This is a genomic window from Citrobacter sp. Res13-Sevr-PEB04-36 (assembly GCF_015672735.1).
Taxonomy (GTDB): Bacteria; Pseudomonadota; Gammaproteobacteria; order Enterobacterales; family Enterobacteriaceae; genus Citrobacter.
Genome location: NZ_JADABY010000031.1, coordinates 129,046 through 150,968 on the forward strand (window position 1 = coordinate 129,046; position 21,923 = coordinate 150,968).

The window sequence follows — 21,923 nt, forward strand, 5'->3', positions numbered from 1 at the left end:
GTCTTGGTTAAACGCACTTGCAGCGTTACTCAGGTGGCTTAGCTCGCATCTCGTATGGCTCACCCAGCCACACCCCAAAGCAACTTCCTTTGGGCCACACTCTCGCAGTGGCGGCGCTCATGCCTTTGAGGTTGTGTCGCTTCATCGCCGCTGATAACCGGTGCGCGTCTGGCGTTCGCGCTGCTCTACCGGAGCTGCTTTTAATTAGAACCTTGACCCGATGCTAAGCAGGCTCGCTCAATGGCGACTCAGGGCAGCATCATGACTGCTGCATTGCCTTTCGGCTGCGGTCTAACCGCGTTAGTGCACCATTTGGCACCTCCTGTTTGGTTAAACTTTCTGTCTCCCACAAGGGCGGGAGAAGTAACCCCATCAATGTTAAAGAGCTGAGACTTCGTTCCGTGTCTCGGTAGTGCGTCCTGCCGATGGGATAAAGATACAGATAAAACTGTATTATCGTCAACAGACAAAACTGTATTTATTCTCGTGATAAACATATGTGCCTGTAATTAAGTGATATTTATTTTTGTATAGACGAAAAAAAACCGGCCTAAGCCGGTTCTGTAAGAAGGGGTTGACGAAGGTTAACGCTTGCGGCGGTATATCCTGTGCTCAATCATCACGCCTATGATTGTCAGGGGCTGGATGCTGCTGTTAATTACAGGGTAATCATCGTTCAATGGCACAAGCTCGAAGTGCTGGCAGCCGTTCATGTCGGTGAAGGTAGGGCGATATTTTTTGAATGTAGCTTGATCACCGCCGTTCTTAGCCACCACAAACTCCCCCGGGACAGGCTCAACCTCTGGGTCTACGATGATCACGTCACCAGCCTTGAAGTCTGGCTCCATTGAGTCACCCTCAATGCGTAAAGCAAAGCTGTGCTCTGACAAATCCAGATCTGTCAGGATATATTCAAGGCTTCCGTCGAATGCCTCAATAGGGTTCTTCTCTGCAAGCGCACCAGCCTGCACGTAACTAATCAAAGGAACTCTCCTGCTGTTCACTTCAGCCATAGGCATAAATGCGCCGCCATTCATAAGCCATTCAGCATCGCAACGCAGTGCCTTGGCTATGCCAATTATATTACGTGGCTTCAGAGTTTTCCCATCTTCAATGCTCTGCCATGACTGCTGACGAATGCCGGCCTTCTCAGCGGCCTCTGTCTGAGTCATGCCAAGCTCATTTCTTTTTTGTTTAACGCGATCTGCAAGGCTCATAAATACCTCTTTCTGTATGCCTTGATAGTCACAGCTAAAACTGTAATTGACAAACAGAAATAACTGTCACAGAATACAGATAAAACTGTGGAGGTGATATGGAAACAATTTCTCAGCGCCTCAAGCAAAAACGTGAAGAGATGAATTTGTCTCAGTCCCAGCTGGCAACACTGGCAGGAATGAAACAACAGTCCCTTCAGGCCATCGAGGCAGGGACTACGAAGCGTCCACGTTATTTGGTTGAGCTGGCTCGTGCGCTTAAGTGCGATCCGGAATGGCTGCTCTTTGGCGATAACCGCCAAGCCCAGCACTGATTCAAAGATAAGAACCACCGCTCTTTAACATCGCTGCACATCCTCTCCGCCCATGTGGAGATAACAACTACGCATCACAGGATGCGCATTAACTATTTCAACACAAAGGAATTTTACTCAATGGAAACCACAACGACACGAAACAAAGACCAGGCTCGAAAAATCGAGTCATGGATCCTGAATCAGATTGCTATGCGAGGAACGACAAATATCGCCAAAGCACTGGGGATGGATAAATCAGGTATTACGCGATGGAAGGAAAGCATGCTGCCGAAGCTATCAATGCTTCTCGCTGTTCTCGAGTGGGGTGTTGTCGATGACGACATGGCCCGTCTTGCGAAGGAAGTAGCTGCTGTTCTCACAAAGAAAAATCGCCCGGCGGCAACCGAGCGATCAGACCAACTAACGATTGAATTTTGATGGCTCAATCAGGAGTAAATAATGGCACGAAAATGCACGAAGTACCAGGAAAAAGAGGAACGTCGCCATCCCGATTCACCTGATGGTTTGGTCGTAGCTGCTTCTAAAAATCAGGCATTCGCAGAGCGCCTGGTAGGCGTTATCCGAATCGCAATGGCTAAGTCAGGAGTGAAGCATGGGCGTCGTTAGATTAGCTGATTACAGGCATATCGCCGTACCAACGCAGGAGGCAGCCAGTATGGGGTATGTCTCTATACATCGTCAGTTTATGGATAGCCGTCTTTACAAGGACTCTCAGGCAGTTCACCTGTGGCTTCATCTGATCCTCAAAGCCAATCACGATGATGCAGTAGTTAACACTGACATTGGCCCGATAACAGTAGGTCGCGGGCAGATGCTTACAGGACGACCAACCCTGGTCAGTGAGACCTTCATCCCTGACAACAAGGTGAGGAGTTTGCTACGGAGTTTCGAAGCAAAGGGAATGCTTCACATTAGCTCGATGGGAAAGAAATTCAGCCTGCTAACTATCGTAAAATATGACGATTTTCAGGTAAAAAATTGTCCAACGGTTGTCCAACGGTTGTCCAACGGGAACACCAGTAACGAAGCACCTCTCAGCGAAGATTGTCCAACGGTTGTCCAACGGTTGTCCATAAACAATAAGTCTTTAAATAACTTACTACCTAAAGGTAGTAAGTATGTCGCCACAGCAGATGAAAGTTCAGACAGGAAAGTCACCAAGCTATCCTGCGAAGAAGTCTGGTCTGCACTGAAAGAATGCGTTCCTGATGCCAGAGGGTGGGAGGCAATTACTCCTAAGCGCCGTCAGCTGATCCAGAAATTCTGGAGAGAGGCAAAGCCGATTGCTAAACAGCTTGGTGATGCGGAGCCATTTGGTATGACATCGTTCAGGAAGTATCTGGAATACCTGCACACCTCCTGCCGATGGATGTTCGAATCTCGCCCTGACCAGAAAACTGGCAAGACCTGGCAGAAGCGTAATTACGAATTCATTCTGAACGCGGAACTTTACGCGCAGGTTCGTGAAGGAGAGCGTGATGACCGATAGCATAATCACTGCGCCGCACAGCCTTGAGGCAGAGCAAAGCGTTATCGGTGGTCTGTTACTGGATGACGACAACAGCGACCGCGTACAGCGTGTTCTGGCAATGCTCAAGCCAGAGTCTTTCTACGTCAGAGTTCACCAGATAGTTTTCGCTGAAATGCGTGACATGTTCCGCGCCAACAAACCGGTAGACGGCCTGACGCTGTTCGACACGCTGGAAAGCAAAGGCCTTACTGAGCAGATCGGCGGTTTCGCTTACATCGCCCAGATTGCGAAAAACACGCCCAGCGCGGCAAACATTGTCCACTACGCCCACTCCGTTCGTGAGTCTGCAATGGAACGATACGGCATCCAGCGTATGACTGAGGCTACCGAGTTGCTTTACGCCCGAAACGGCATGAGCGCCAACGAGAAGTACGAAGCCATTCAGAGCATATTCACCCAACTTGCCGACCACTCAAAGACTGGCAGTCGTCGCGGCTTGCGCTCGTTCGGTGAGGTTATGGATGACTGGGTGACAGATCTGGAAAAGCGATTCGACCCATCTGGTGAGCAGCGTGGAATGAGTACCGGTATCCCATCGCTAGATCGGATGCTTGCACCGAAAGGGCTGGTTAAAGGTTCGCTCTTCGTCATCGGTGCCCGTCCGAAGATGGGTAAGACGACGCTTTACGGTCAGATGGCTATCAACTGCGCCGTGAGAGAACGCAAGCCAGCCTTGATGTTCAGCCTTGAAATGCCAGGCGATCAGATTCTGGAAAAGCTTGTCGGTCAGAAGTCAGGCGTTAACCCGAGCATTTTCTATATGCCGGTAACCGACGATGCTGACGATCAATACCATGGCGATTATGACGGTGATTTCAAGAAAGCCATGGCGACCGCCGGGAGACTCAGTGAAATCGACATGCTCTACATCGACGACACGCCCGGTTTATCACTGGCGCACATCGTTAGCGAAAGCCGCCGAATCAAGCGAGAGAAAGGCGTTGTCGGGATGATTCTTGTGGATTACCTGACGCTCATGACCGCCGAGAAAGCCGACCGTAACGACCTTGCATACGGGATGATAACCAAAGGCCTCAAGAACCTCGCCAAAGAGCTTGGTTGCGTCGTTGTGCTGCTGACTCAGCTAAACCGTGAGCTGGAGAAGCGCGTTAACAAGCGGCCTTTACCAAGTGATTCACGTGATACCGGACAGATTGAGCAGGATTGTGATTACTGGGTAGGTATTCACCGAGAAGGCGCATTTGATGACAGCGTTCCGGCAGGTGAAACCGAGTTAATCCTGAGGCTAAACCGTCATGGAAACACCGGAACCGTCTACTGCAACCAGTACAACGGCGCTATCTACGACACAGACCAGCAATCCGCAGCGGCAACCAGACGCGGACGTGAAAACCAACCAAAACAGAAAGGCGGATTCTGATGAACGCTAAAGACAAAATCATCACTTACCTTGAAACTCACAAGCCTGCATCAAAGAAAGAGCTTATCGCAGTAACAAAATTACCAGTTAACCGCATCAATCAGGTTGTGCGCGACCTCCTCGAATCAGGCCAGTTAGAAATCCACAGCGTCACCAACAAGGTTAATCACTACCGGCTTACTGATTTACATAATCAGCGCGTGAAAGCTGTTCTGGATTATTTCGAAGATGGAAGTAGCTCAACATCTGGCGAGGTTTCGGACATTACCGGACTGGACAAAACAACGGTCACACAGATTCTGATTTCGCTGAATAAGCAGGGCGAATTGCACAGGGAATGGCATGGTCAGCGCAAACTGTGGGTATACAGCAAATCAGCACCGTTTGTATTTGGCTGCGCTAACCATCTGACCGCATTCATCAACAATGCACTGAGAGAGGTCAGGGCGTCATGACTGAACCTTACATAGCAGAGCTATCTGCCAGCGTGGCCGTGATAGCCGGCCTTTTTTATGCAATACGCAAAAACATCGATTAACAGGCTCGCATCGCGGGCCTTTTTTATGAGGGTAGGGTTATGAGCGAAGTAAAAATTTATACATTGGTAAGTGACGAGCTTTCACCTCCAGTTATTGGCGAATCATTTTGCACTGACATGGTTCGGCATAGCGATTACGCAGAGCTCGAGCAAAAACTCACAGGCATGGCAGTACAGCTCGCTAACGCAGAGAGCAAGTGCAGGGAACTGGCAGCGGAATTAAGCGCTGTAGATAAAATTCACAACGAAGCGGTATTCATCACCGACGACCATTACGAACAATGCCCGCCAGAAGTTCAGAAGATGATTCGCTCACTGGCTGTATTGCAGATTCCAGCATATCAAGCTTTCCTGGCTGAAGTGCGGGCGCAGGGTGTGGAGATGTTTGCTCTGATGTTTGCTGAAGAGGCAATCAAAGACAACAACATTACAACCGGCTGGAAAGCCAGAGCAAGCAGAGCGGCATCTGAATACGCAGAGTTGCTGCGCGAGGGGGCCGACAAATGAGCATCGCCACTTATCTCAATACAGGTTTAGCCATTCTTGGATGGGCATACATCATGGTTAAAACAGGCCAGTGGATTACCAAAAATGCTCTGAGGCAGTGGGACAAGCGTCATAAGGAATCTCGCCGCCAGAAAGCTGTGAATGAGTTTTATGACGCCTTTGAGCTTAACAGCCTGGAACCTGGCTCTACCGTTCGCCTAGCCACCAAAGGCGACCTGACAATACTGATGTTTCGCAAGGAGGCAGCACAATGACAGCACTCAACAAACAGGCGCTGCGTGAAGCGGCTAATGCAGCAAACATCGCCTCATTTGGAAAATGGGAAGCGTATAAGCCGCACAAAGGCGCGAGAGGCTATGAGGTAAAGGTTGGGGTGAATGCAGTTGCCCAGCACTGCCTAAAGGTTCATGCAGCATTCATCGCCGCTGCCAACCCTCAAGCAGTCCTGGCGCTGCTGGACGAACTGGAAGCCGCTCAGCATGAAAAAGATGAATTACAGCAGGGATTCATTGCAAATCAGGAAGAGGCCCACGAAGCAATAAAATATGCAACCGAGATGAAGGAGCAGCTTGCCCGCGCATGCGCTGGTCGAGAAGAGGCGTTTAGGGAGGTAGACGAGATGCAGAAGTCTTTAGACCACACCCATAGACGACGCGCCATCTGGAGGGGAAGAGCAGAAGAGGCTGAGGCCAAGCTGGAAGCCGCAGAGAAGCGCATCGGTTTTCTGAAAGGCCGGATGGCACAGCTAGCCAACTTCAACCCTGACTGGGATGCGCTTGAAGCTGCGACCGAGAGCCTTCATGAGCACATATCAGAGCTTTCGACGGCACGGAGTCGCATCGCTGAACTGGAGGCTCGGGAGGTAACACTGCCCCCGCTGAATGATGACCTGATCGCGATATTAGGCCGGCCTAATTTTACATGCTCACACTTGGCGGAGCTTATGCGCAAAAGTGGCGACGAAATCAGACGTAAATCTGAGCATGAACAGGCCGCTGTTATCCACTGGTTTCTTGGCATTTACCTAGAGCATGGCGATAAGTGGGAAGGTGTTGCGAAAGCAGATATTCAATCACGTGTCGCCGCCGCTGGCATTGGCGTGAAGGGGGATTGAGATGGCTGACGTAACCAAAATGGAGTGCGTTCATTCCACTAATCCTGAGTGGTTTTCACCAGGTGATATTTATGATTCCGAGAAACGCGGACCTGATATTTGTATTTGTGGTGACGACCTCGTGTCCGACCTTAACCCGGAAGACTGGTACGAGATGAGCCAGCGAGTCGATGGGCTATGGTTTCTTACCGGCTTTCAGCAATCAGTATTGTTTAGAACCGTGAGGACTAACCCATGACAACTAACCACCCGGCGCACGGTCCATTATCACTCGATCGCCTGCATCAGATAAGCAAAATACTCAGCAAAGCAGCAGCACAAAGCGACGGCGGTAATCTCGGCTACGCAATGGCTGATGCTGTGAAGGTGATTGATGAAGTGCTGGCAGTGAAGGATGCGGAGCCTGTAGCGTGGATAGTTCACGCTCGTACCGGTGACCAGTTAACCACTGACGGAAATTACGTTGCTAATGCTGAGGGAATATTGGGTCTTCATTCGACGCCGCTATACACCGCCAAGCCAGCGCCAGTAGTGCCTGACAACAAATCGATAACTCAGCATTTCGATACGATTGCGCTTGAGGTGGCCACAGAAATTATGTGTGACGTAAACCGCCGACATGAGTTTCTCGGTGGTGATGTTCAGTTGCTGTCTCGTATTCAATGCCGCATAGATGAAGCTTGCCGCGCCGCCATGCTTCAGGCTGGCAACTATCCGGTAACTACGGATTGTTGGTGTCGCACTTGCCGCCCCGTAACAATGAGTGACATGCGATTCGTCGTTTGCCCGGATTGCGGAAACAAGCGCTGTCCGCATGCCAATGACCACAGGAATGATTGCACTGGAAGTAACGAGCCGGGGCAGGAAGGTAGTGCATACCCAGCAGCACCGCAGCAGGAGGTGAAATCCGCGCTTGAACATGGAATGCAGCGTTACGCCGGTGCTATGCAAAAACTGTCAGAAGGGGATAAGTGATAGATAACGCAACGTCAAGCAACATTACTCACCCTCAAAATTAGTGTTATAATTATGTCGCAGCCAGTCTGAGCAACTGGTTGTGACCTCTGCATCTGATTGGGAAATTAGATGCGAAACACAAAGAGTACTTCAAACCACCTGTCACAGATGCAGAAATGCACCTGCGATTTTCTGCATTCTGCGTTACCTCTCGGAGGTGGCGTATGAAACAGCCTGTTTTCTACCTCCGCGACGAACGCGTTCGCGATAACCTCATCGGCTACATCAGGAAGCTTCCCGTTAACGACGCTCTGCCGCTCGTGGTGAAGTTTTCTGAGGCTGACCGCACTCTCGCCCAAAACGACCTCTTCCACGCTCTCTGTGGAGATACAGCGAAGCAATTGCAATGGGCTGGCAAGTCGCGCGACCTCGCTTCATGGAAAGTCCTGTATGTCTCAGGCCATGCCATTGCCACCGGTAAGCCTGGTGAAGTGGTGCCGGGTCTGGAAGGGGAGTTCTGCGCCATCCGGGAAAGCACTGCGAAGATGGGCATCCGTCGCATGACCAGTCTCATCGAATACAGCCAGGCATTTGCTGTGCAAAACGGCGTGCAACTCCGTGAAGTTCGCTACTCAGGTGATTACTTCGGGAGGGTTGCGTAATGGCTAGCCCTCTCGCTCGCATCATCACCAACGAAATCTACCGGGTCCGGACTCGCCGCAAGCGCAAGCCGGAACTGAAGCCATCTGAAATCCCAACCCTCAAGGGCTACACCGCCCGTCTCGTCGATCAGAAATGGCTGCGCCTGGCAGCGAGGAGAAATCATGCGTAAGCCAGCCCGCCGTAAGTGCAAGGTGTGCGGAGAGAAGTTCACCCCGCAATACGACAACATCCGATGGTGCTGCCCGGCTCACGGCGCTATCTACGCGCTGGAGTTGCGTGCCAAGGAGAAGATTAAGGCTGAGGCTAAGCGCATCAGGGAGAAGCATCAGGCCGAGAAAGAGAGTAGGGATCGCCAGGCCAAAAAACGCCTTGAGGTTAAGCCGCTAAGTTACTTCGCAAAGCAGGCACAGCAGGCTTTCAACGAGTTTATCCGGTACCGGGATCGGCATCAGCCATGCATCAGCTGCGGTCGCTACCATGACGGGCAATACCACGCAGGACACTTCCGCACGACCGGCGCTAACCCGGAGTTGCGCTTTAACGAAGACAACTGCCATCGCCAGTGTGCCCCCTGTAATAACCACCTTTCAGGCAACCTGATCGCCTATCAGCCAGCACTTATCGCCAAGATAGGCCAATCCCGCTTTGATGCCCTGATGGGGCCGCACGAATTACCGAAATGGAAACGCGACGACTACATCCGGATCCGAGATGAGTACCGCGCAAAACTCAAAGAACTGAAACAGCAGGAGGCAGCATGACCCGTGACCAGATAGCCCGATACCAGGCCGAAAGCGTCATGCGCGCCAACCTGCCGCCAGTAGCAAAGCACAGCCAGAACCAGACCAAAACCAAACAGCCATTAGGAGAAGCAGCATGAATCTTGAAAGCACAGTTAAATTTCACTCTCCTAAATCACCGCAACTATCAGATTCACCAAGGGCGACCACATCAGATTCTTTAACTGGTACTGATGTTATGGCGGCATTCGGCATGGTGCAAAGTCGCGCCCCGCTTGGATTCAGTGCTTTTAGCGGAAAGATGAATCTGAGTGATGCTGATAAAAAGAAATCCGTTCAGTTGCTAATGCAATACGGGATAAAGCACTGCGATAAGGTGGCAGCCATTCGCAAGCTTGAGACTAATGTTAAGGGCAAGGTTCTGCAAACTCTCGCAACTTTTGCATATCAGGATTATTGCCGGTCAGCAGCCAGCCAGGTTACCTGCTCATGCTGTAAAGGTCGCGGCGTAATCAGGAAGGAAACACTGGTAGTTAAGCATCCCGGATGTGGAGAAAAAACGCCTGCAAAAACAGCGAATGAACAGGTAGAAGAGACGTGCAAGAAATGTAGTGGCCGAGGCGTCATTTCAACATCCTGCGTGAAGTGCAGAGGAAGAGGTATGGCATTGGATCGCAAGAAGTCAGAGGAGCAGGGTGTTCCAGTTATGAGCGCTTGCCGTCAATGCTCAGGCAGGGGATATGAGCGCCTTCCGGCAGCGTCCTGCTATCGATCCATCCGCCAGTTTACTGACGCTATTTCACCAGGTGTATGGGACAAGGCCGTTAAGCCATTCTATGAGACTTTAATTGCAGAGATTGAAAAGGCGGAATCAGCGGCAAATGCGATTTTATCGAAAGTTACTAGCAAAGTTTGATTCCGATAACGATTGCAGCTTGCATAATGACGAAAGTTAGAATATCATCGCCCTAACACTAAAAATCCGTGAATTGTTACGGTAAAGAATTCAAGCCTGAGGTTAACGCCTCGGGCTTTTTTATTGCCAAATCCCAGCCAGGGTATCTTCAGCCGCAGAGCTGACATTGCCACACCCTCACCTTCCTGGCTTGTCGCCAGGTTTTTTATTCCAGGCCCCGTGAACCATCCTCGACATGCCTACTTGTTAAATCGTCCCGAGGGCCTGATCCCTTACTACAAACAGCACCCCGTTTTTTCGGAGGTGATATGGCTAAACGTATGCAAGATAAAGAAAGCATTGCCGGAGTGTCATGGCTGATTGTCCTTGCTCTGTCATGCTGGGGCGGGCTTGTCCGATACCTTATTGACGTTAAGCAGAACAAAGCCACCTGGAGCTGGATCAACGCGCTGGCGCAAATTGCAGTGTCCGGCTTTACCGGTCTCATTGGTGGCCTGATCAGCGTTGAAAGCGGGCTTAGCCTTTATATGATTCTGGTTACTTCAGGCATTAGCGGGGCGATGGGTTCCGTGGCACTGACGTACTTCTGGGAACGCCTGACGGGGATGAAGAATGCAAACCAGTGATAAAGGCATTGCCCTGATCAAAGAGTTCGAAGGCTGCAAGCTTACCGCGTACCAGGACAGCGTTGGCGTCTGGACGATCGGCTATGGCTGGACTCAGCCTGTTGACGGGAAACCAATCCGCGCCGGGATGACGATTAAGCAGGAAACAGCAGAACGTCTGCTGAAGACCGGACTGGTCAGCTACGAAAGTGACGTGTCCCGCCTGGTTAAAGTCGGCGTGACTCAGGGGCAATTCGACGCCCTGGTGTCGTTCACGTATAACCTTGGCGCCAGGTCACTGTCGACATCGACTCTCCTGCGAAAACTCAACGCCGGTGATTATGCTGGCGCTGCCGATGAGTTCCTGCGCTGGAATAAAGCTGGTGGCAAAGTGCTGAACGGGCTGACCCGTCGGCGGGAGGCAGAGCGAGCTCTGTTCCTGTCATGATTAGCGCACTGGTTAAGCGTTACTGGCTGCAGTTGCTGGTGCTGGCGTTAATCGGCGCACTGGCTTTCTTCGTGAACCACTACCGCGACAACGCTATCAACTACAAAGACCAGCGCGATAAGGCCACTGAGAAACTCAGCCTGGCGAACGCCACCATTAAAGACATGCAGACACGCCAGCGTGATGTTGCTGCTCTGGATGCCAAATACACGAAGGAGCTCGCTGATGCGAATGCTGAGAATGCTGCTCTGCAGCGCAAGCTTGATAATGGTGGCCGGGTGCTCGTCAAAGGCAAGTGTCCAGTGTCTGCCACAACCAAAACCACCGGCACCTCCAGCATGGGCAATGATGCCTCCATCGAACTCTCTCCAGTTGCTGGACGAAACGTTCTCGGTATCCGATCCGGAATCGTCAGTGACCAAACATCACTGAGAACGCTGCAGGAATACATCAACACGCAGTGCCTGAAATGAATCCTCCCGACAAGGACCAGATTGTGTAACCCCGTAGGAGGTGATCACTATCTTGACGGCTCGGAACAGACGAGAAGTGGCGGCGCAACTATGGGAATACGTGGCAATGCGGCGAACAACCCAACGAACACACAGGATATGACAATGAATTTTGGACAAGCACTTGAGGCCGTTAAGAGCGGCGCAAAGATTTACCGTGAAGGCTGGAATGGCAAGGGTCAATTCGTCATCAAAGCTGGCGGCTACACAGTAAGCGAGGCGCGGCCTGGTTCTGATTATGCGCGCGCTGGTATCGTCGGCGAATTCACTATTCAGCCTCATCTCGACCTGAAGAATGCACAAGGCCATATGCAGCCGGGCTGGGTGCCATCACAAGGCGATCTGTTTGCCGAAGACTGGCTTGCTGAACCCGTAGCGGAATAGCCATTCCAAAGCGTCTCTACTGGGGCGCTTGATAATGGCTTATCCCAACAACCGGAGCCAACAATGGCAGAGATTACCGCATTGACAGAATTACAGCAGATGAACCTCGACATCCTTCGCCTGGTGCAGAGTGATACCGCAGCAGCAGAAAAGGCAATCACCTTCGTTAAGGGTAGCAAGCTGAACTTTGAGCTATTCAAAGACCAACTGGTACTGGCTGCCGGTGAAGGTACCGCGCTGGCTCGTGCTGAGAAGGCGATCCGCGAAGCTAAAGAAGCACTGGACCTGTTCACTACCGGAGCATAACCATGGCAAAGGCGAAGTGGCCTAAATTACCCCGGTTCTTCGTCCCATTATTCCATTGCGCCAATGTCTATCTTTGCCGGTCAAAGGAAGAGTGGGAGCATGCTTGCGCCCATCTTGGCGTTGATAGTGGTGGCAATGAAATGCTCGCGGGTGCAACGCAGTCATATTGCAATACCGAAACAGGCGAGAATCTTTACCTGCTTGGTGTATTCAATGGTGATGCGGCCACACTGGTTCATGAGTGTGCTCACGTTGCATTCTACGTGTGCAGAGATGTTGGTGTAACCACTTATCCTGGCGACGCTAACGAAACCTACTGCTACATGCTTGACCGCATGTTTAGCCATTTCCTGCCATCCATTCAGGAAATCACAACAGAAGGTAAGTAACTATGGCAGCACCAAAGGGTAACCGATTCTGGGAGGCCCGCAGTAGTCATGGGCGCAACCCGAAGTTCGAGTCGCCTGAGGCGCTGTGGGATGCATGCTGTGAGTATTTCACATGGGTGGAAGAGAATCCGCTGTGGGAGATGAAGGCGTTTTCGTATCAGGGTGAGGTGACACAAGAGCCGATCGCCAAGATGCGAGCAATGACACTCGGGGGGATGATTATTTTCCTCGATATCACCAGGCAGACATGGGCGACGTATAAGGCTCGCGAAGATTTTCTTACGGTCACTACGCGAGCAGAGGAAATCATCTACGACCAGAAGTTCTCTGGCGCAGCTGCTGACCTGCTTAACGCCAATATCATCGCCCGTGATTTGGGCCTCAAAGAGCAGTCGCAAGTTGAAGACGTGACACCTGACAAGGGAGATCGCGATAAGCGCCGCTCTCGTATCAAGGAGTTACTAAGCCGTGGAACTGGACGCGATACTTGATGAGCTGACAGAAGACGAGCAGATAGAATTGCTTGAGCAACTGGAAGAAGAGGAGCGATACCGGGAAACTCACCTGTTGTATGAGTTCTCCCCGTATGGCAAACAGCGTGAGTTTATTGATGCTGGATCTGAATTCCCTGAGCGTTGCTTCATGGCCGGTAACCAGTTGGGTAAGTCTTACACTGGCGGCGCAGAGGTGGCGTTCCATCTCACCGGCCGCTATCCCGGCACGAAAGGTTATCCGACTGATGGAGCATATGGCGAATCGTGGGGCGGTAAACGCTTCTATGAGCCCGTCGTATTCTGGGTTGGTGGTGAGACCAACGAAACCGTAACGAAGACGACACAGCGCATTCTGTGCGGTCGCATCGAAGAGAATGATGAGCCTGGCTACGGGTCAATCCCGAAAGAGGACATCATTAGCTGGAAGAAGTCGCCATTCTTCCCAAACCTTGTCGATCACCTGCTGATTAAGCACCACAACGCCGACGGCGCAGAAGATGGCATCTCCATCTGCTACTTCAAGCCGTACTCACAGGGCCGCGCCCGCTGGCAGGGTGACACAATCCACGGCGTCTGGTTCGATGAGGAGCCGCCATACAGTATCTACGGTGAAGGCCTGACCCGTACCAACAAATACGGTCAGTTCTCAATGCTGACGTTTACCCCACTAATGGGTATGTCAGACGTCGTTACCAAATTCATCAAGAACCCGAGCAAGGCGCAGAAGGTTGTCACCATGACAATCTACGACGCAGACCACTACAGCGACGACCAGAAAGAGCAGATCGTCGCCTCGTATCCTGAGCATGAGCGTGAAGCTCGGGCCCGTGGTATTCCGACGATGGGTAGTGGCCGCATATTCCAGATACCGGAAGAGACCATTAAGTGCCAGCCGTTCGAATGCCCTGAACACTTCTACGTCATCAACGCAATGGACTTTGGCTGGGATCACCCTCAGGCACAGATTCAGCTATGGTGGGATAAAGACGCAGACACCATCTACGTCGCTCGCACGTGGAAGAAGAAAGAGCAAACGGCTGTGCAGGCGTGGGGCGCAGTGAAGGCTTGGGCGCAGAAAATACCCACTTCGTGGCCACACGATGGGAACCAGCATGAGAAGGGTGGCGGTGAGCAGCTAAAAGGCCAGTACGCCGACGCCGGATTCAGCATGCTGCCAGAGCACGCGACATGGCCTGATGGCGGCAACGCCGTCGAGCCTGGTATCACCGAACTGCGCGACATGATGCTCGATGGTCGCTTCAAAGTGTTCAACACCTGCGAACCATTCTTCGAAGAGTTTCGCCTGTACCACCGCGATGAGAACGGGAAGATCGTCAAGCTCAATGATGACGTGCTTTCGGCTGTTCGATACGCCTACATGATGCGCCGCTTTGCCAGAACGATGCGGGACATTAAGAAGCCAAAAGAGAAGAAAGCCCCAGCACCAATCAGGCCCATCGCACGGAGAACTTAAATGGCCGATAACGAAAGACTCAACTCCATCCTGTGCAAGTTCGACATGGACTGGATGTCGAGTGATGAAGCCAGAACCGAGGCGACCAACGACCTGTATTTCAGCCGGGTTAGTCAATGGGATGACTGGCTATCTGAATACACCACCTTGCAGTACCGCGGGCAATTCGATGTTGTCCGTCCTGTCGTGCGTAAGCTCGTCGCTGAGATGCGCAAGAACCCGATTGATGTCATGTACCGCCCGAAGGATGGCGCAGCACCTGATAGTGCCGATGTCCTCATGGGCATGTACCGTACTGATATGCGCCACAACACCGCGAAGATATCGGTAAACGTTGGCGTTCGTGAGCAGATTGAGGCTGGCGTAGGTGCCTGGCGTCTGGTTGCTGAGCACGAAGACCAGGACCCGACCAGCAATAACCAGGTGATCCGTCGCGTTCCGATCCACGAAGCTTGCTCCCATGTAATCTGGGACTGCAACAGTAAGCAGATGGACAAGAGCGATGCCCGGCACTGCACCATCATCAACCCAATGAGCACGGACGGCTGGAAACAGTACGCTGAAGAGCATGGGCTTGATGAAGAGGAAATGCCTAGCTTTCAGTCACCTGATAGCAACTGGCTTTTCCCGTGGATCAGCAAAGATGTTGTCTACGTCGGCGAGTATTACGAGGTAGAAGAGAAGAAAGAAACTGTCTTTATCTACATCGACCCGATGACGGGCGAACCTGTCAGCTACTTCAAGCGTGACATCAAAGATGTGATCGACGAACTGGCCGAGCGCGGCATGCAGAAGGTGGCGGAGAAGAAAGTAACCCGGCGCCGGGTGTACAAATCAATCATCACCTGCACCTCAGTGTTGAAGGATCGCGAGCTTATCGCCGGTGAGCATATCCCGATTGTGCCGGTTTTTGGCGAGTGGTCATTCGCAGGCGACAAAGAGGTGTATGAGGGTGTAGTTCGCCTGACGAAAGACGGGCAACGCCTGCGCAACATGATCATGTCGTTCAACGCTGACATCGTCGCGCGAAACCCGCAGAAGAAGCCGTTCTTCTATCCCGAGCAGATCGCCGGATATGAGCACATGTACAGCGGCACTGATGCCTACCCGTATTACCTGATCAACAGAACTGACGAGAATGGTGGCGACCTGCCACCTACTCCGGTTGCATACATGGAGGAGCCAGCCGTTCCTCAGGCCAACGCCTACATGCTTGAAGCCGCAACTCAGTCGGTTAATCATGTTGCGACGATGGGTGTTGATGCTGACGCCGCTAACGGTCAGGTGGCATTCGATACCGTCAACCAGCTCAACATGCGTGCCGACCTTGAGACGTACGTCTTTCAGGATAACCTCGCCACTGCTATGCGCCGTGACGGGGAGATTTACGCCTCGATGGTTAACGACATCTACGACGTTCCGCGCAACGTGATGATGACGCTGGAAGACGGCAGCGAGAAGCAGGTTCAACTGCTTACTCAGGTTGTCGATTATCAGTCCGGGCAGGTGGTGACGCTCAACGATATTCGCGGCCGGTACGAGTGCTATACCGACGTTGGCCCGTCATTCCAGAGCATGAAAGACCAGAACCGCGCAGAGATTCAGGAGCTGCTCGCCAAGGTTCCGCCAGGCACGCCGGAATGGCAGATGCTGCTGCTCCAGTACTTCACGCTGCTCGACGGTAAGGGTGTCGAGATGATGCGAGAGTACGCGAACAAGCAACTCGTCACGATGGGCCTTAAGAAACCTGAAACACCTGAAGAAATGCAGATGGTTCAGGAGGCGCAACAGCAACCGCAGCAGCCATCACCAGAGCAGCTACAGGCTCAAGGTGTCCTGCTTACCGGTCAGGCCGATCTACTCAACGCGCAGGTTAAGCAACAGCAACTGCAGGTTGACGCAGCCAAGGTTGAAAGTGTCAACCAGCTCAACCAGGCGAAGATTGCTGAAATCTTCAACAACATGGATCTCGATAAGCAAGCCGCATTCCGCGACTTCCTCGACCTCATGCAGCGCGCTCAGAACGAAAGCGCTGCTGATGCGCGAGCAAACGCAGATCTTCTACTCAAAGGCGCTGGACAGCGGCATAAGCAGCAGCTGGACGTAGCCAACCTCCTGCAATCGCAGAGACAAACACCCCCTCCGGCGGCGTAGCCGAGATTCCTCAATAAGAGAGAGCTAAACATGAAAGATACCAACGTAATTCAGGCAACTGAAGACTCAACCCTGTCCGGCACTCAGGCGGCCGCACCCGCTGATGGCTTAGTTATCGATAATGCCAACGATAACGCAGAACTGGATACAGGCTTCGATGTTGTCCTGAGTGACGATGAGGGTAAGCAGAAACAAGACCCGGAAACCAACGCGAAATTTGCAGCTAAGCGCCTGGAGCGCAAGCGTCAACGCGACCTTGAGCAACAGGCGGAAGCTGTTAAGCGTGGCGAGTTGCCGGAGAACTTACGGGTTACCCCAGATCTCCCTCCACAGCCAAACGTTAACGACTTCTTTGGTGATGATGCCTTATACAGCAAGTACAACGGTGACACTGCCATGGCGTCGGCTGCATTCCAGCAGGCCAATAACGAATGGAGTACCAAAGCTCAGGACGCGCGCAGCAATGCGGTAGCCGAGCAGGGGCGCAAGACTCAGGAGTACACCCAGCAATCAACGCAACACGTCGAGGCAGCCCGTAAACACTACGACGCTGCGGAAAAACTCAACCTTCCTGATTACCAGGCGAAAGAAGATGCGTTTTCTCAGATGGTTCCGCCACAGGTAACCGTCGATATCATGCGCCTCTTCCCTGAGAAATCCGCGGCGCTCGTATATCACCTGGGTGCAAACCCGGAGACCACCCGTCGAATCTTGTCGATGGATGGGCAGTCAGCGCTGATTGAACTCACTCGACTCTCTGAACGTTTAACTCTCAAGCCGCGCGGTAAGCAAGTATCCGAAGCCCCAGCCCCTGACGAACCGGTGCAGGGCCAGGCCGTCGCCGCCAACGTTGCAGCGCTCCAGAAGAAGATGGAAGCCGCAGCTAACAAAGGCGACGTAGTGCTTTACCGCCAGCTGAAATCTCAGCTTAAAGGAATCAAATAATGAGCTTAAAAGAAGGCCAACTGGTCACGTATGCAATCGATGAGATCATCGAGACTGTTCAAAACCTGACGCCAATGGCGTCAAAAACCACCAAGTACACCCCGGAAGCTGACTCAATGCAGCGTTCCGGTAACACCGTTTGGATGCCACTCGAGCAGGAAGCGCCAACTCAGGAAGGTTGGGATCTGACCAACAAGTCAACCAACGTTCTGGAGTTGTCAGTTAAGTGCAACATGGGCCTGCCGGATAACGACTTCTTCCAGCTGCGCGCTGACGATCTGCGTGATGAGCGCTCGTACCGCCGTCGCATCCAGGCATCAGCCAAGAAGTTGGCGAACAACATCGAAACGGCTATCGCCAAGCAGGCCACGGAAATGGGATCACTGGTCGTGCATGACTCGCGATCTATTGGTCCGGCTACCGGCCTGAGCGGTTGGGATTTCCTGTCCTCCGCTGAAGAACTGATGTTTGCGCGCGAACTTAACCGAGACATGGGCATCAGCTACTTCCTGAACCCATCTGACTATCGCAAGTCCGGTCGTGATCTGACTGCTGGCGATATCTTCGGGCGCGTACCGGAAGAGGCATATCGCAACGGAACGATCCAGAAGCAAGTTGCTGGCTTTGATGACGTCCTGCGTTCGCCAAAACTGCCAACTGTCGTTGGTTCCACCGTCACCGGCATCACCGTCACCGGCGCGCAGAAGTTTAAGCCACAGGCTTACATTACTGACACCGACGGCAACAACGAGAACGTTGATAACCGTGTCGCAACGGTAGTTGTATCAGCATCTGCGGGCCTGAAGCGTGGCGACAAGATCAGCTTTGCTGGCGTGAAATACCTGTCGCAGATGGCGAAGAACGTCCTCACCGACGACGCCACCTTCTCTATCACCCGTGTTATCGATGGTACTCACATCGAGATCACTCCGAAACCGGTAGCTCTCGACGACGCCGCGCTGACTGCGGAAGAGAAGGCCTACGCCAACGTGAACACTTCGCTGGCTGCAGCTGCACCGATCACGTTGCTGAACACCACCACGACCACCGCCAACATCGGCTGGGCTGATGACTCTATTCGACTGCTGTCACAGCCGATCCCGCTTAACCATGAGCTGTTCTCTGGCATGAAAACCCAGTCGTTCAGCATTCCTGGCGTTGGCATTAACGGCATCTTTGCTACCCAGGGTGATATCAACACCCTGACTGGTAAGTGCCGTATCGCGGTCTGGTATTCAGCTTGCGCTGTTCGCCCGGAAGCAATCGTCGTCGGCCTTCCTGGTCAGGCGTAATAACTAAACCACCCAGGGGCTTTGGCCCCTTTTTTTTCATTCTGGAGCAAGGCATGACACAGATGGTATTTCGCCATGGCGAGATGAAGAAGTGGAAGGGTGTGGGCTACGACTTCGAGATTATCCAGGAAGACGATCTGCAGGAATATCTCGATGCTGGCTGGTTTGCGCATCCTGATGATCTGGTGAACTCTCTTGCAGAGCCAGAGCCAGAGCCAGAGCCAGAGCCAGAGCCAGAGCCAGAAGTTAAGCCAAAGAACAAGCCGGGGCCAAAACCTAAGGCGGATAAAGATGCTGATAGCAACTAAAGGTGACCTGGTTAGAGCGGCGCTGCGCAAGTTAGCAATTGCATCAAACGCCACCCTAACCGACGTTGAACCGCAGTCTATGCAGGATGCGGTAGATGACCTTGAGTCGATGATGGCTGAGTGGTACCAGGACGGAAAGGGCATTATCACCGGCTATGTATTCGCGGACCCGGATAATCCTCCAGCCGAAGGCGATGACCACGGATTACGTTCGAGCGCAGTGAGTGCCGTATACCACAATCTGGCCTGCCGTATTGCTCCAGACTACGCGCTGGAAGCGACAGCAAAAATTATCACCACCGCCAGATACGGCAAAGAGTTGCTGTACAAGCAGACCGCTATATCACGCGCCAAACGCGCACCTTATCCAAGCCGTATGCCTATTGGCAGCGGAAATCAATTAGCCACCCTGAATGGATGGCATTTCTTCCCGGGAGAGAAACAAGATGCCGATCCAGCAACTTCCTCTGATGAAGGGAACGGGTAAAGACTTTCGCAACGCCGACTATATCGACTTCCTTCCGGTTAACCTTTTGGCGACGCCGAAGGAGGTGCTCAATGCATCGGGCTATCTTCGCTCATTCCCCGGCGTAACGAAGCTATCAGACGTTGCTGGAACATCACGCGGGGCAGAGTACAACACCTCTCAGAATGCCGTATATCGCGTTATGGGTGGCAAGCTATACCGGTCAGACGCAACGGTTGGTGATGTTGGCGGTTCGGCGCGCGTATCTCTGGCGCACGGTCGCACGTCTCAGGCTGTTTGTGTGAACGGGAATATCGTCGAGTACCGGTATGACGGAACGGTTAAGACGATTGCCAACTGGCCTGTTGATAGCGGGTTCACTCAGTACGAACTCGGATCCGCGCGTGACGTAACCCGGCTGCGCGGACGTTATGCCTGGGCGAAGGATGGGACGGATTCATGGTTTATCTCTGACCTGCAGGACGAGTCGCACCCTGACCGTAACGCGGCGGAGTACCGGGCCGAGTCGCAACCCGACGGCATCATCGGCATTGGTACATGGCGTGATTTCGTTGTTTGCTTCGGTGCCACAACAACAGAGTTCTTCTCACTGACTGGCGCCAGCACGGCAGGCGCGGCGCTGTACGTTGCCAACCTGGCATATATGGTGCCGAAAGGTATCGCCGGTACATTCTGTAAATGCGTGTTCATGGATGCGTATGCCATCGTCAGCAACCCTGCTACCGGTGCACCGTCGGTATATATCATCGACTCGGGCCGGGCGACTCCGATCGCCACCGCCAGCATCGAGAAGATAATCCGCAGCTACACATCATCCGAGCTATCCACAGTGGTGATGGAGTCATTGCGCTTCGACTCTCACGAGTTGCTGATGATCCACCTGCCGCGCCATGTGCTGGTATACGACGGCACAGCATCACTGAACGGGGCCCAGTGGTGCATCCTGAAAACAGGACTGCATGACGATGTGTACCGCGCTATCGACTTCATGTATGAAGGCAACTCGATAACCTGCGGCGACAAGCTGGAGCCCGTGAAGGGTGCGCTCAAGTTCGACATATCTTCACAGTATGAAAAACAACAGGAATTTTTGTTGTTCACGCCGCTATTCAAGGCGGACAACGGGCGCATTTTCGATCTTGAACTTGAGTCTTCTACCGGAGTATCTCAATTTGCTGAACGACTTTTTTATTCTGCAACCACTGACGGAATAAATTATGGAAGGGAGCAGATGGTCCCATGGAATGCACCTTTCCAGTATGACAAAAGGCAGATATGGCGAAGGGTTGGAAGGGTTCGAAAGAACATCGGCTTCAAGATTCGAATCATAACAAAATCACCTGTAACTCTGTCAGGCTGCCAGATAAGGATTGAGTGATGGCTGATGAGTCCCTAAATAATCCGGTAATGATTAGGGCAATTAGCTTAAGTGCAAAATCATTACCAGCTGGTTATAGCCCTGCGTATGAGCAATATATTCTGTCTCAGGCTGCTGACTTCACCAGCGTTACTGGAAAGGCTAACGAAGCCGGAAAAGGCGCATACGATGCGCAGGTTAAGAACGATGAGCAGGACGTTACCCTTGCTGACCACGAGGGGAGGATCACCGCCAACACCCATGCTATTCAGTTGCTCGATGTACGGCTGACGACAGCAGAAGGTAAGATTGATGTCTTGCGTAACGATGTCGATCTCCTGATTGATGAAGTCGCTGACATTGAGACGACGCTGGCAGACCATGAGACGCGCATCACTGCCAATGAGGCGGAGCTGGCAGACCACGAAACTCGGATAGATGCGCTTGAATACGCTGTAACGCGCAAGAAGTCAGAGGTGGTTTATACCGGCATATCGCAGGTTATCCCAACTACCGCCACCAACCTGGTGACGATGCTCAAGGCATTGACGCCGACGTCAGGAACGCTAGCACCTTTCTTCAATACGACATCCAACAAAATGGTTGTCTTTAACGAGAACAAGACGCTTAATTTCAAGCTATCCATCGTCGGAACCTGGCCTGGGGGAACGACAAACCGATCTATGCAGTTGACTTTCTCTGGAGCGGTTCCTGACACGCTTGTTGACAGCCGTAACGCAGCAACAGCTACCAGCAACATTCTTCTTTCTACTTTTTTCAGTGTCGACCAGGGCGGGTTCCTCGCCACCAACGGCAGCACATTGACCATTCAGGCCAACGGCGCGGTCTTCACCGCAACGACCATCAAAATCATAGCGGAACAGTAA

Annotated in this window: 30 protein-coding genes and 1 pseudogene; 30 read left to right on the forward strand and 1 reads right to left on the reverse strand. The window is 52.4% G+C overall.

Features of this window, described 5'->3' with window-relative positions:
* Positions 1-584: 584 nt before the first annotated feature.
* A complete protein-coding gene (locus tag IMQ48_RS09650; RefSeq protein ID WP_196208855.1) occupies positions 585-1,217 on the reverse strand; it encodes a LexA family transcriptional regulator in 633 nt (210 codons plus the stop codon).
* Between the two features lie 98 nt (positions 1,218-1,315).
* Between IMQ48_RS09650 and IMQ48_RS09655 the strand changes: the two genes are divergently transcribed.
* From IMQ48_RS09655 to IMQ48_RS09800, 30 genes and pseudogenes are all read left to right on the forward strand, one after another.
* Positions 1,316-1,531: a helix-turn-helix domain-containing protein gene (locus IMQ48_RS09655; RefSeq protein WP_196208856.1), complete on the forward strand. Its 216-nt coding sequence runs from the start codon at positions 1,316-1,318 to the stop codon at positions 1,529-1,531.
* A 120-nt stretch (positions 1,532-1,651) separates the two neighbouring features.
* On the forward strand, positions 1,652-1,951 hold the full coding sequence (locus IMQ48_RS09660; protein WP_196208857.1) for a CII family transcriptional regulator: 300 nt from the start codon (positions 1,652-1,654) through the stop codon (positions 1,949-1,951).
* 175 nt (positions 1,952-2,126) lie between these two features.
* Positions 2,127-3,023, forward strand: coding sequence for a DNA replication protein (locus IMQ48_RS09665; RefSeq protein ID WP_196208858.1), 897 nt, complete (start codon positions 2,127-2,129; stop codon positions 3,021-3,023).
* Entirely contained in the window at positions 3,013-4,446 is a 1,434-nt protein-coding gene (locus tag IMQ48_RS09670; protein ID WP_196208859.1) for a DnaB-like helicase C-terminal domain-containing protein, read from the forward strand. The genes IMQ48_RS09665 and IMQ48_RS09670 overlap by 11 nt, the downstream gene beginning before the upstream one ends.
* The gene (locus IMQ48_RS09675; protein ID WP_196208860.1) at positions 4,446-4,901 is read left to right on the forward strand and encodes a helix-turn-helix domain-containing protein; all 456 of its coding nucleotides are present in this window, start codon (positions 4,446-4,448) and stop codon (positions 4,899-4,901) included. The genes IMQ48_RS09670 and IMQ48_RS09675 overlap by 1 nt, the downstream gene beginning before the upstream one ends.
* A gap of 122 nt (positions 4,902-5,023) precedes the next feature.
* Positions 5,024-5,491 (forward strand): hypothetical protein, encoded by a 468-nt coding sequence (locus tag IMQ48_RS09680; protein WP_196208861.1) that lies wholly within the window; start codon positions 5,024-5,026, stop codon positions 5,489-5,491.
* Positions 5,488-5,745: a DUF4752 family protein gene (locus IMQ48_RS09685; protein WP_196208862.1), complete on the forward strand. Its 258-nt coding sequence runs from the start codon at positions 5,488-5,490 to the stop codon at positions 5,743-5,745. Before IMQ48_RS09680 ends, IMQ48_RS09685 begins: the two co-directional genes overlap by 4 nt.
* The gene (locus tag IMQ48_RS09690; protein ID WP_196208863.1) at positions 5,742-6,605 is read left to right on the forward strand and encodes an ead/Ea22-like family protein; all 864 of its coding nucleotides are present in this window, start codon (positions 5,742-5,744) and stop codon (positions 6,603-6,605) included. Before IMQ48_RS09685 ends, IMQ48_RS09690 begins: the two co-directional genes overlap by 4 nt.
* 1 nt (position 6,606) lies before the next feature.
* Positions 6,607-6,843, forward strand: a complete 237-nt coding sequence (locus IMQ48_RS09695) for a hypothetical protein (protein WP_115257959.1) — start codon at positions 6,607-6,609, stop codon at positions 6,841-6,843.
* Positions 6,840-7,580 (forward strand): hypothetical protein, encoded by a 741-nt coding sequence (locus IMQ48_RS09700; protein WP_196208864.1) that lies wholly within the window; start codon positions 6,840-6,842, stop codon positions 7,578-7,580. The genes IMQ48_RS09695 and IMQ48_RS09700 overlap by 4 nt, the downstream gene beginning before the upstream one ends.
* A gap of 206 nt (positions 7,581-7,786) precedes the next feature.
* Complete coding sequence (locus IMQ48_RS09705; protein WP_196208865.1) at positions 7,787-8,224, forward strand: recombination protein NinB; 438 nt, start codon at positions 7,787-7,789, stop codon at positions 8,222-8,224.
* Positions 8,224-8,394 carry a NinE family protein gene (locus IMQ48_RS09710; RefSeq protein ID WP_032612199.1) on the forward strand — a complete coding sequence of 57 codons (171 nt, stop codon included), beginning with the start codon at positions 8,224-8,226 and terminating at the stop codon, positions 8,392-8,394. The genes IMQ48_RS09705 and IMQ48_RS09710 overlap by 1 nt, the downstream gene beginning before the upstream one ends.
* Complete coding sequence (locus IMQ48_RS09715) at positions 8,384-8,986, forward strand: recombination protein NinG (RefSeq protein WP_370551845.1); 603 nt, start codon at positions 8,384-8,386, stop codon at positions 8,984-8,986. The genes IMQ48_RS09710 and IMQ48_RS09715 overlap by 11 nt, the downstream gene beginning before the upstream one ends.
* The gene (locus tag IMQ48_RS09720) at positions 8,983-9,105 is read left to right on the forward strand and encodes a hypothetical protein (protein ID WP_196208867.1); all 123 of its coding nucleotides are present in this window, start codon (positions 8,983-8,985) and stop codon (positions 9,103-9,105) included. Before IMQ48_RS09715 ends, IMQ48_RS09720 begins: the two co-directional genes overlap by 4 nt.
* On the forward strand, positions 9,102-9,881 hold the full coding sequence (locus tag IMQ48_RS09725; RefSeq protein ID WP_196208868.1) for an antitermination protein: 780 nt from the start codon (positions 9,102-9,104) through the stop codon (positions 9,879-9,881). Before IMQ48_RS09720 ends, IMQ48_RS09725 begins: the two co-directional genes overlap by 4 nt.
* 320 nt (positions 9,882-10,201) lie before the next feature.
* A complete protein-coding gene (locus IMQ48_RS09730; RefSeq protein WP_122008274.1) occupies positions 10,202-10,507 on the forward strand; it encodes a phage holin family protein in 306 nt (101 codons plus the stop codon).
* Positions 10,494-10,934, forward strand: coding sequence for a lysozyme (locus IMQ48_RS09735; protein ID WP_196208869.1), 441 nt, complete (start codon positions 10,494-10,496; stop codon positions 10,932-10,934). Before IMQ48_RS09730 ends, IMQ48_RS09735 begins: the two co-directional genes overlap by 14 nt.
* Positions 10,935-11,159: 225 nt before the next feature.
* Positions 11,160-11,366, forward strand: a complete 207-nt coding sequence (locus IMQ48_RS09740; RefSeq protein ID WP_196208870.1) for a lysis system o-spanin lipoprotein Rz1 — start codon at positions 11,160-11,162, stop codon at positions 11,364-11,366.
* Positions 11,367-11,551: 185 nt separating this feature from the next.
* Complete coding sequence (locus IMQ48_RS09745) at positions 11,552-11,830, forward strand: DUF2829 domain-containing protein (RefSeq protein WP_172971197.1); 279 nt, start codon at positions 11,552-11,554, stop codon at positions 11,828-11,830.
* 63 nt (positions 11,831-11,893) lie between these two features.
* Positions 11,894-12,136, forward strand: coding sequence for a DUF2560 family protein (locus IMQ48_RS09750; protein ID WP_182269456.1), 243 nt, complete (start codon positions 11,894-11,896; stop codon positions 12,134-12,136).
* Between the two features lie 2 nt (positions 12,137-12,138).
* Positions 12,139-12,525, forward strand: a complete 387-nt coding sequence (locus IMQ48_RS09755; protein ID WP_196208871.1) for a hypothetical protein — start codon at positions 12,139-12,141, stop codon at positions 12,523-12,525.
* A gap of 2 nt (positions 12,526-12,527) precedes the next feature.
* Positions 12,528-13,016, forward strand: coding sequence for a DNA-packaging protein (locus IMQ48_RS09760; protein ID WP_196208872.1), 489 nt, complete (start codon positions 12,528-12,530; stop codon positions 13,014-13,016).
* Positions 12,994-14,493, forward strand: coding sequence for a terminase large subunit domain-containing protein (locus IMQ48_RS09765; protein ID WP_196208873.1), 1,500 nt, complete (start codon positions 12,994-12,996; stop codon positions 14,491-14,493). Before IMQ48_RS09760 ends, IMQ48_RS09765 begins: the two co-directional genes overlap by 23 nt.
* Positions 14,494-16,664: pseudogene (locus IMQ48_RS09770) on the forward strand (portal protein).
* 13 nt (positions 16,665-16,677) lie between these two features.
* Complete coding sequence (locus tag IMQ48_RS09775; protein ID WP_117343719.1) at positions 16,678-17,592, forward strand: scaffolding protein; 915 nt, start codon at positions 16,678-16,680, stop codon at positions 17,590-17,592.
* Positions 17,592-18,884, forward strand: a complete 1,293-nt coding sequence (locus IMQ48_RS09780; protein WP_117343720.1) for a P22 phage major capsid protein family protein — start codon at positions 17,592-17,594, stop codon at positions 18,882-18,884. Before IMQ48_RS09775 ends, IMQ48_RS09780 begins: the two co-directional genes overlap by 1 nt.
* 53 nt (positions 18,885-18,937) lie before the next feature.
* Positions 18,938-19,192 carry a hypothetical protein gene (locus IMQ48_RS09785; RefSeq protein ID WP_196208874.1) on the forward strand — a complete coding sequence of 85 codons (255 nt, stop codon included), beginning with the start codon at positions 18,938-18,940 and terminating at the stop codon, positions 19,190-19,192.
* Positions 19,176-19,679, forward strand: a complete 504-nt coding sequence (locus IMQ48_RS09790) for a packaged DNA stabilization gp4 family protein (protein WP_196208875.1) — start codon at positions 19,176-19,178, stop codon at positions 19,677-19,679. The genes IMQ48_RS09785 and IMQ48_RS09790 overlap by 17 nt, the downstream gene beginning before the upstream one ends.
* Positions 19,639-21,057: a packaged DNA stabilization protein gene (locus IMQ48_RS09795; RefSeq protein ID WP_196208876.1), complete on the forward strand. Its 1,419-nt coding sequence runs from the start codon at positions 19,639-19,641 to the stop codon at positions 21,055-21,057. Before IMQ48_RS09790 ends, IMQ48_RS09795 begins: the two co-directional genes overlap by 41 nt.
* A complete protein-coding gene (locus IMQ48_RS09800; protein ID WP_196208877.1) occupies positions 21,057-21,923 on the forward strand; it encodes a tail needle knob protein in 867 nt (288 codons plus the stop codon). The genes IMQ48_RS09795 and IMQ48_RS09800 overlap by 1 nt, the downstream gene beginning before the upstream one ends.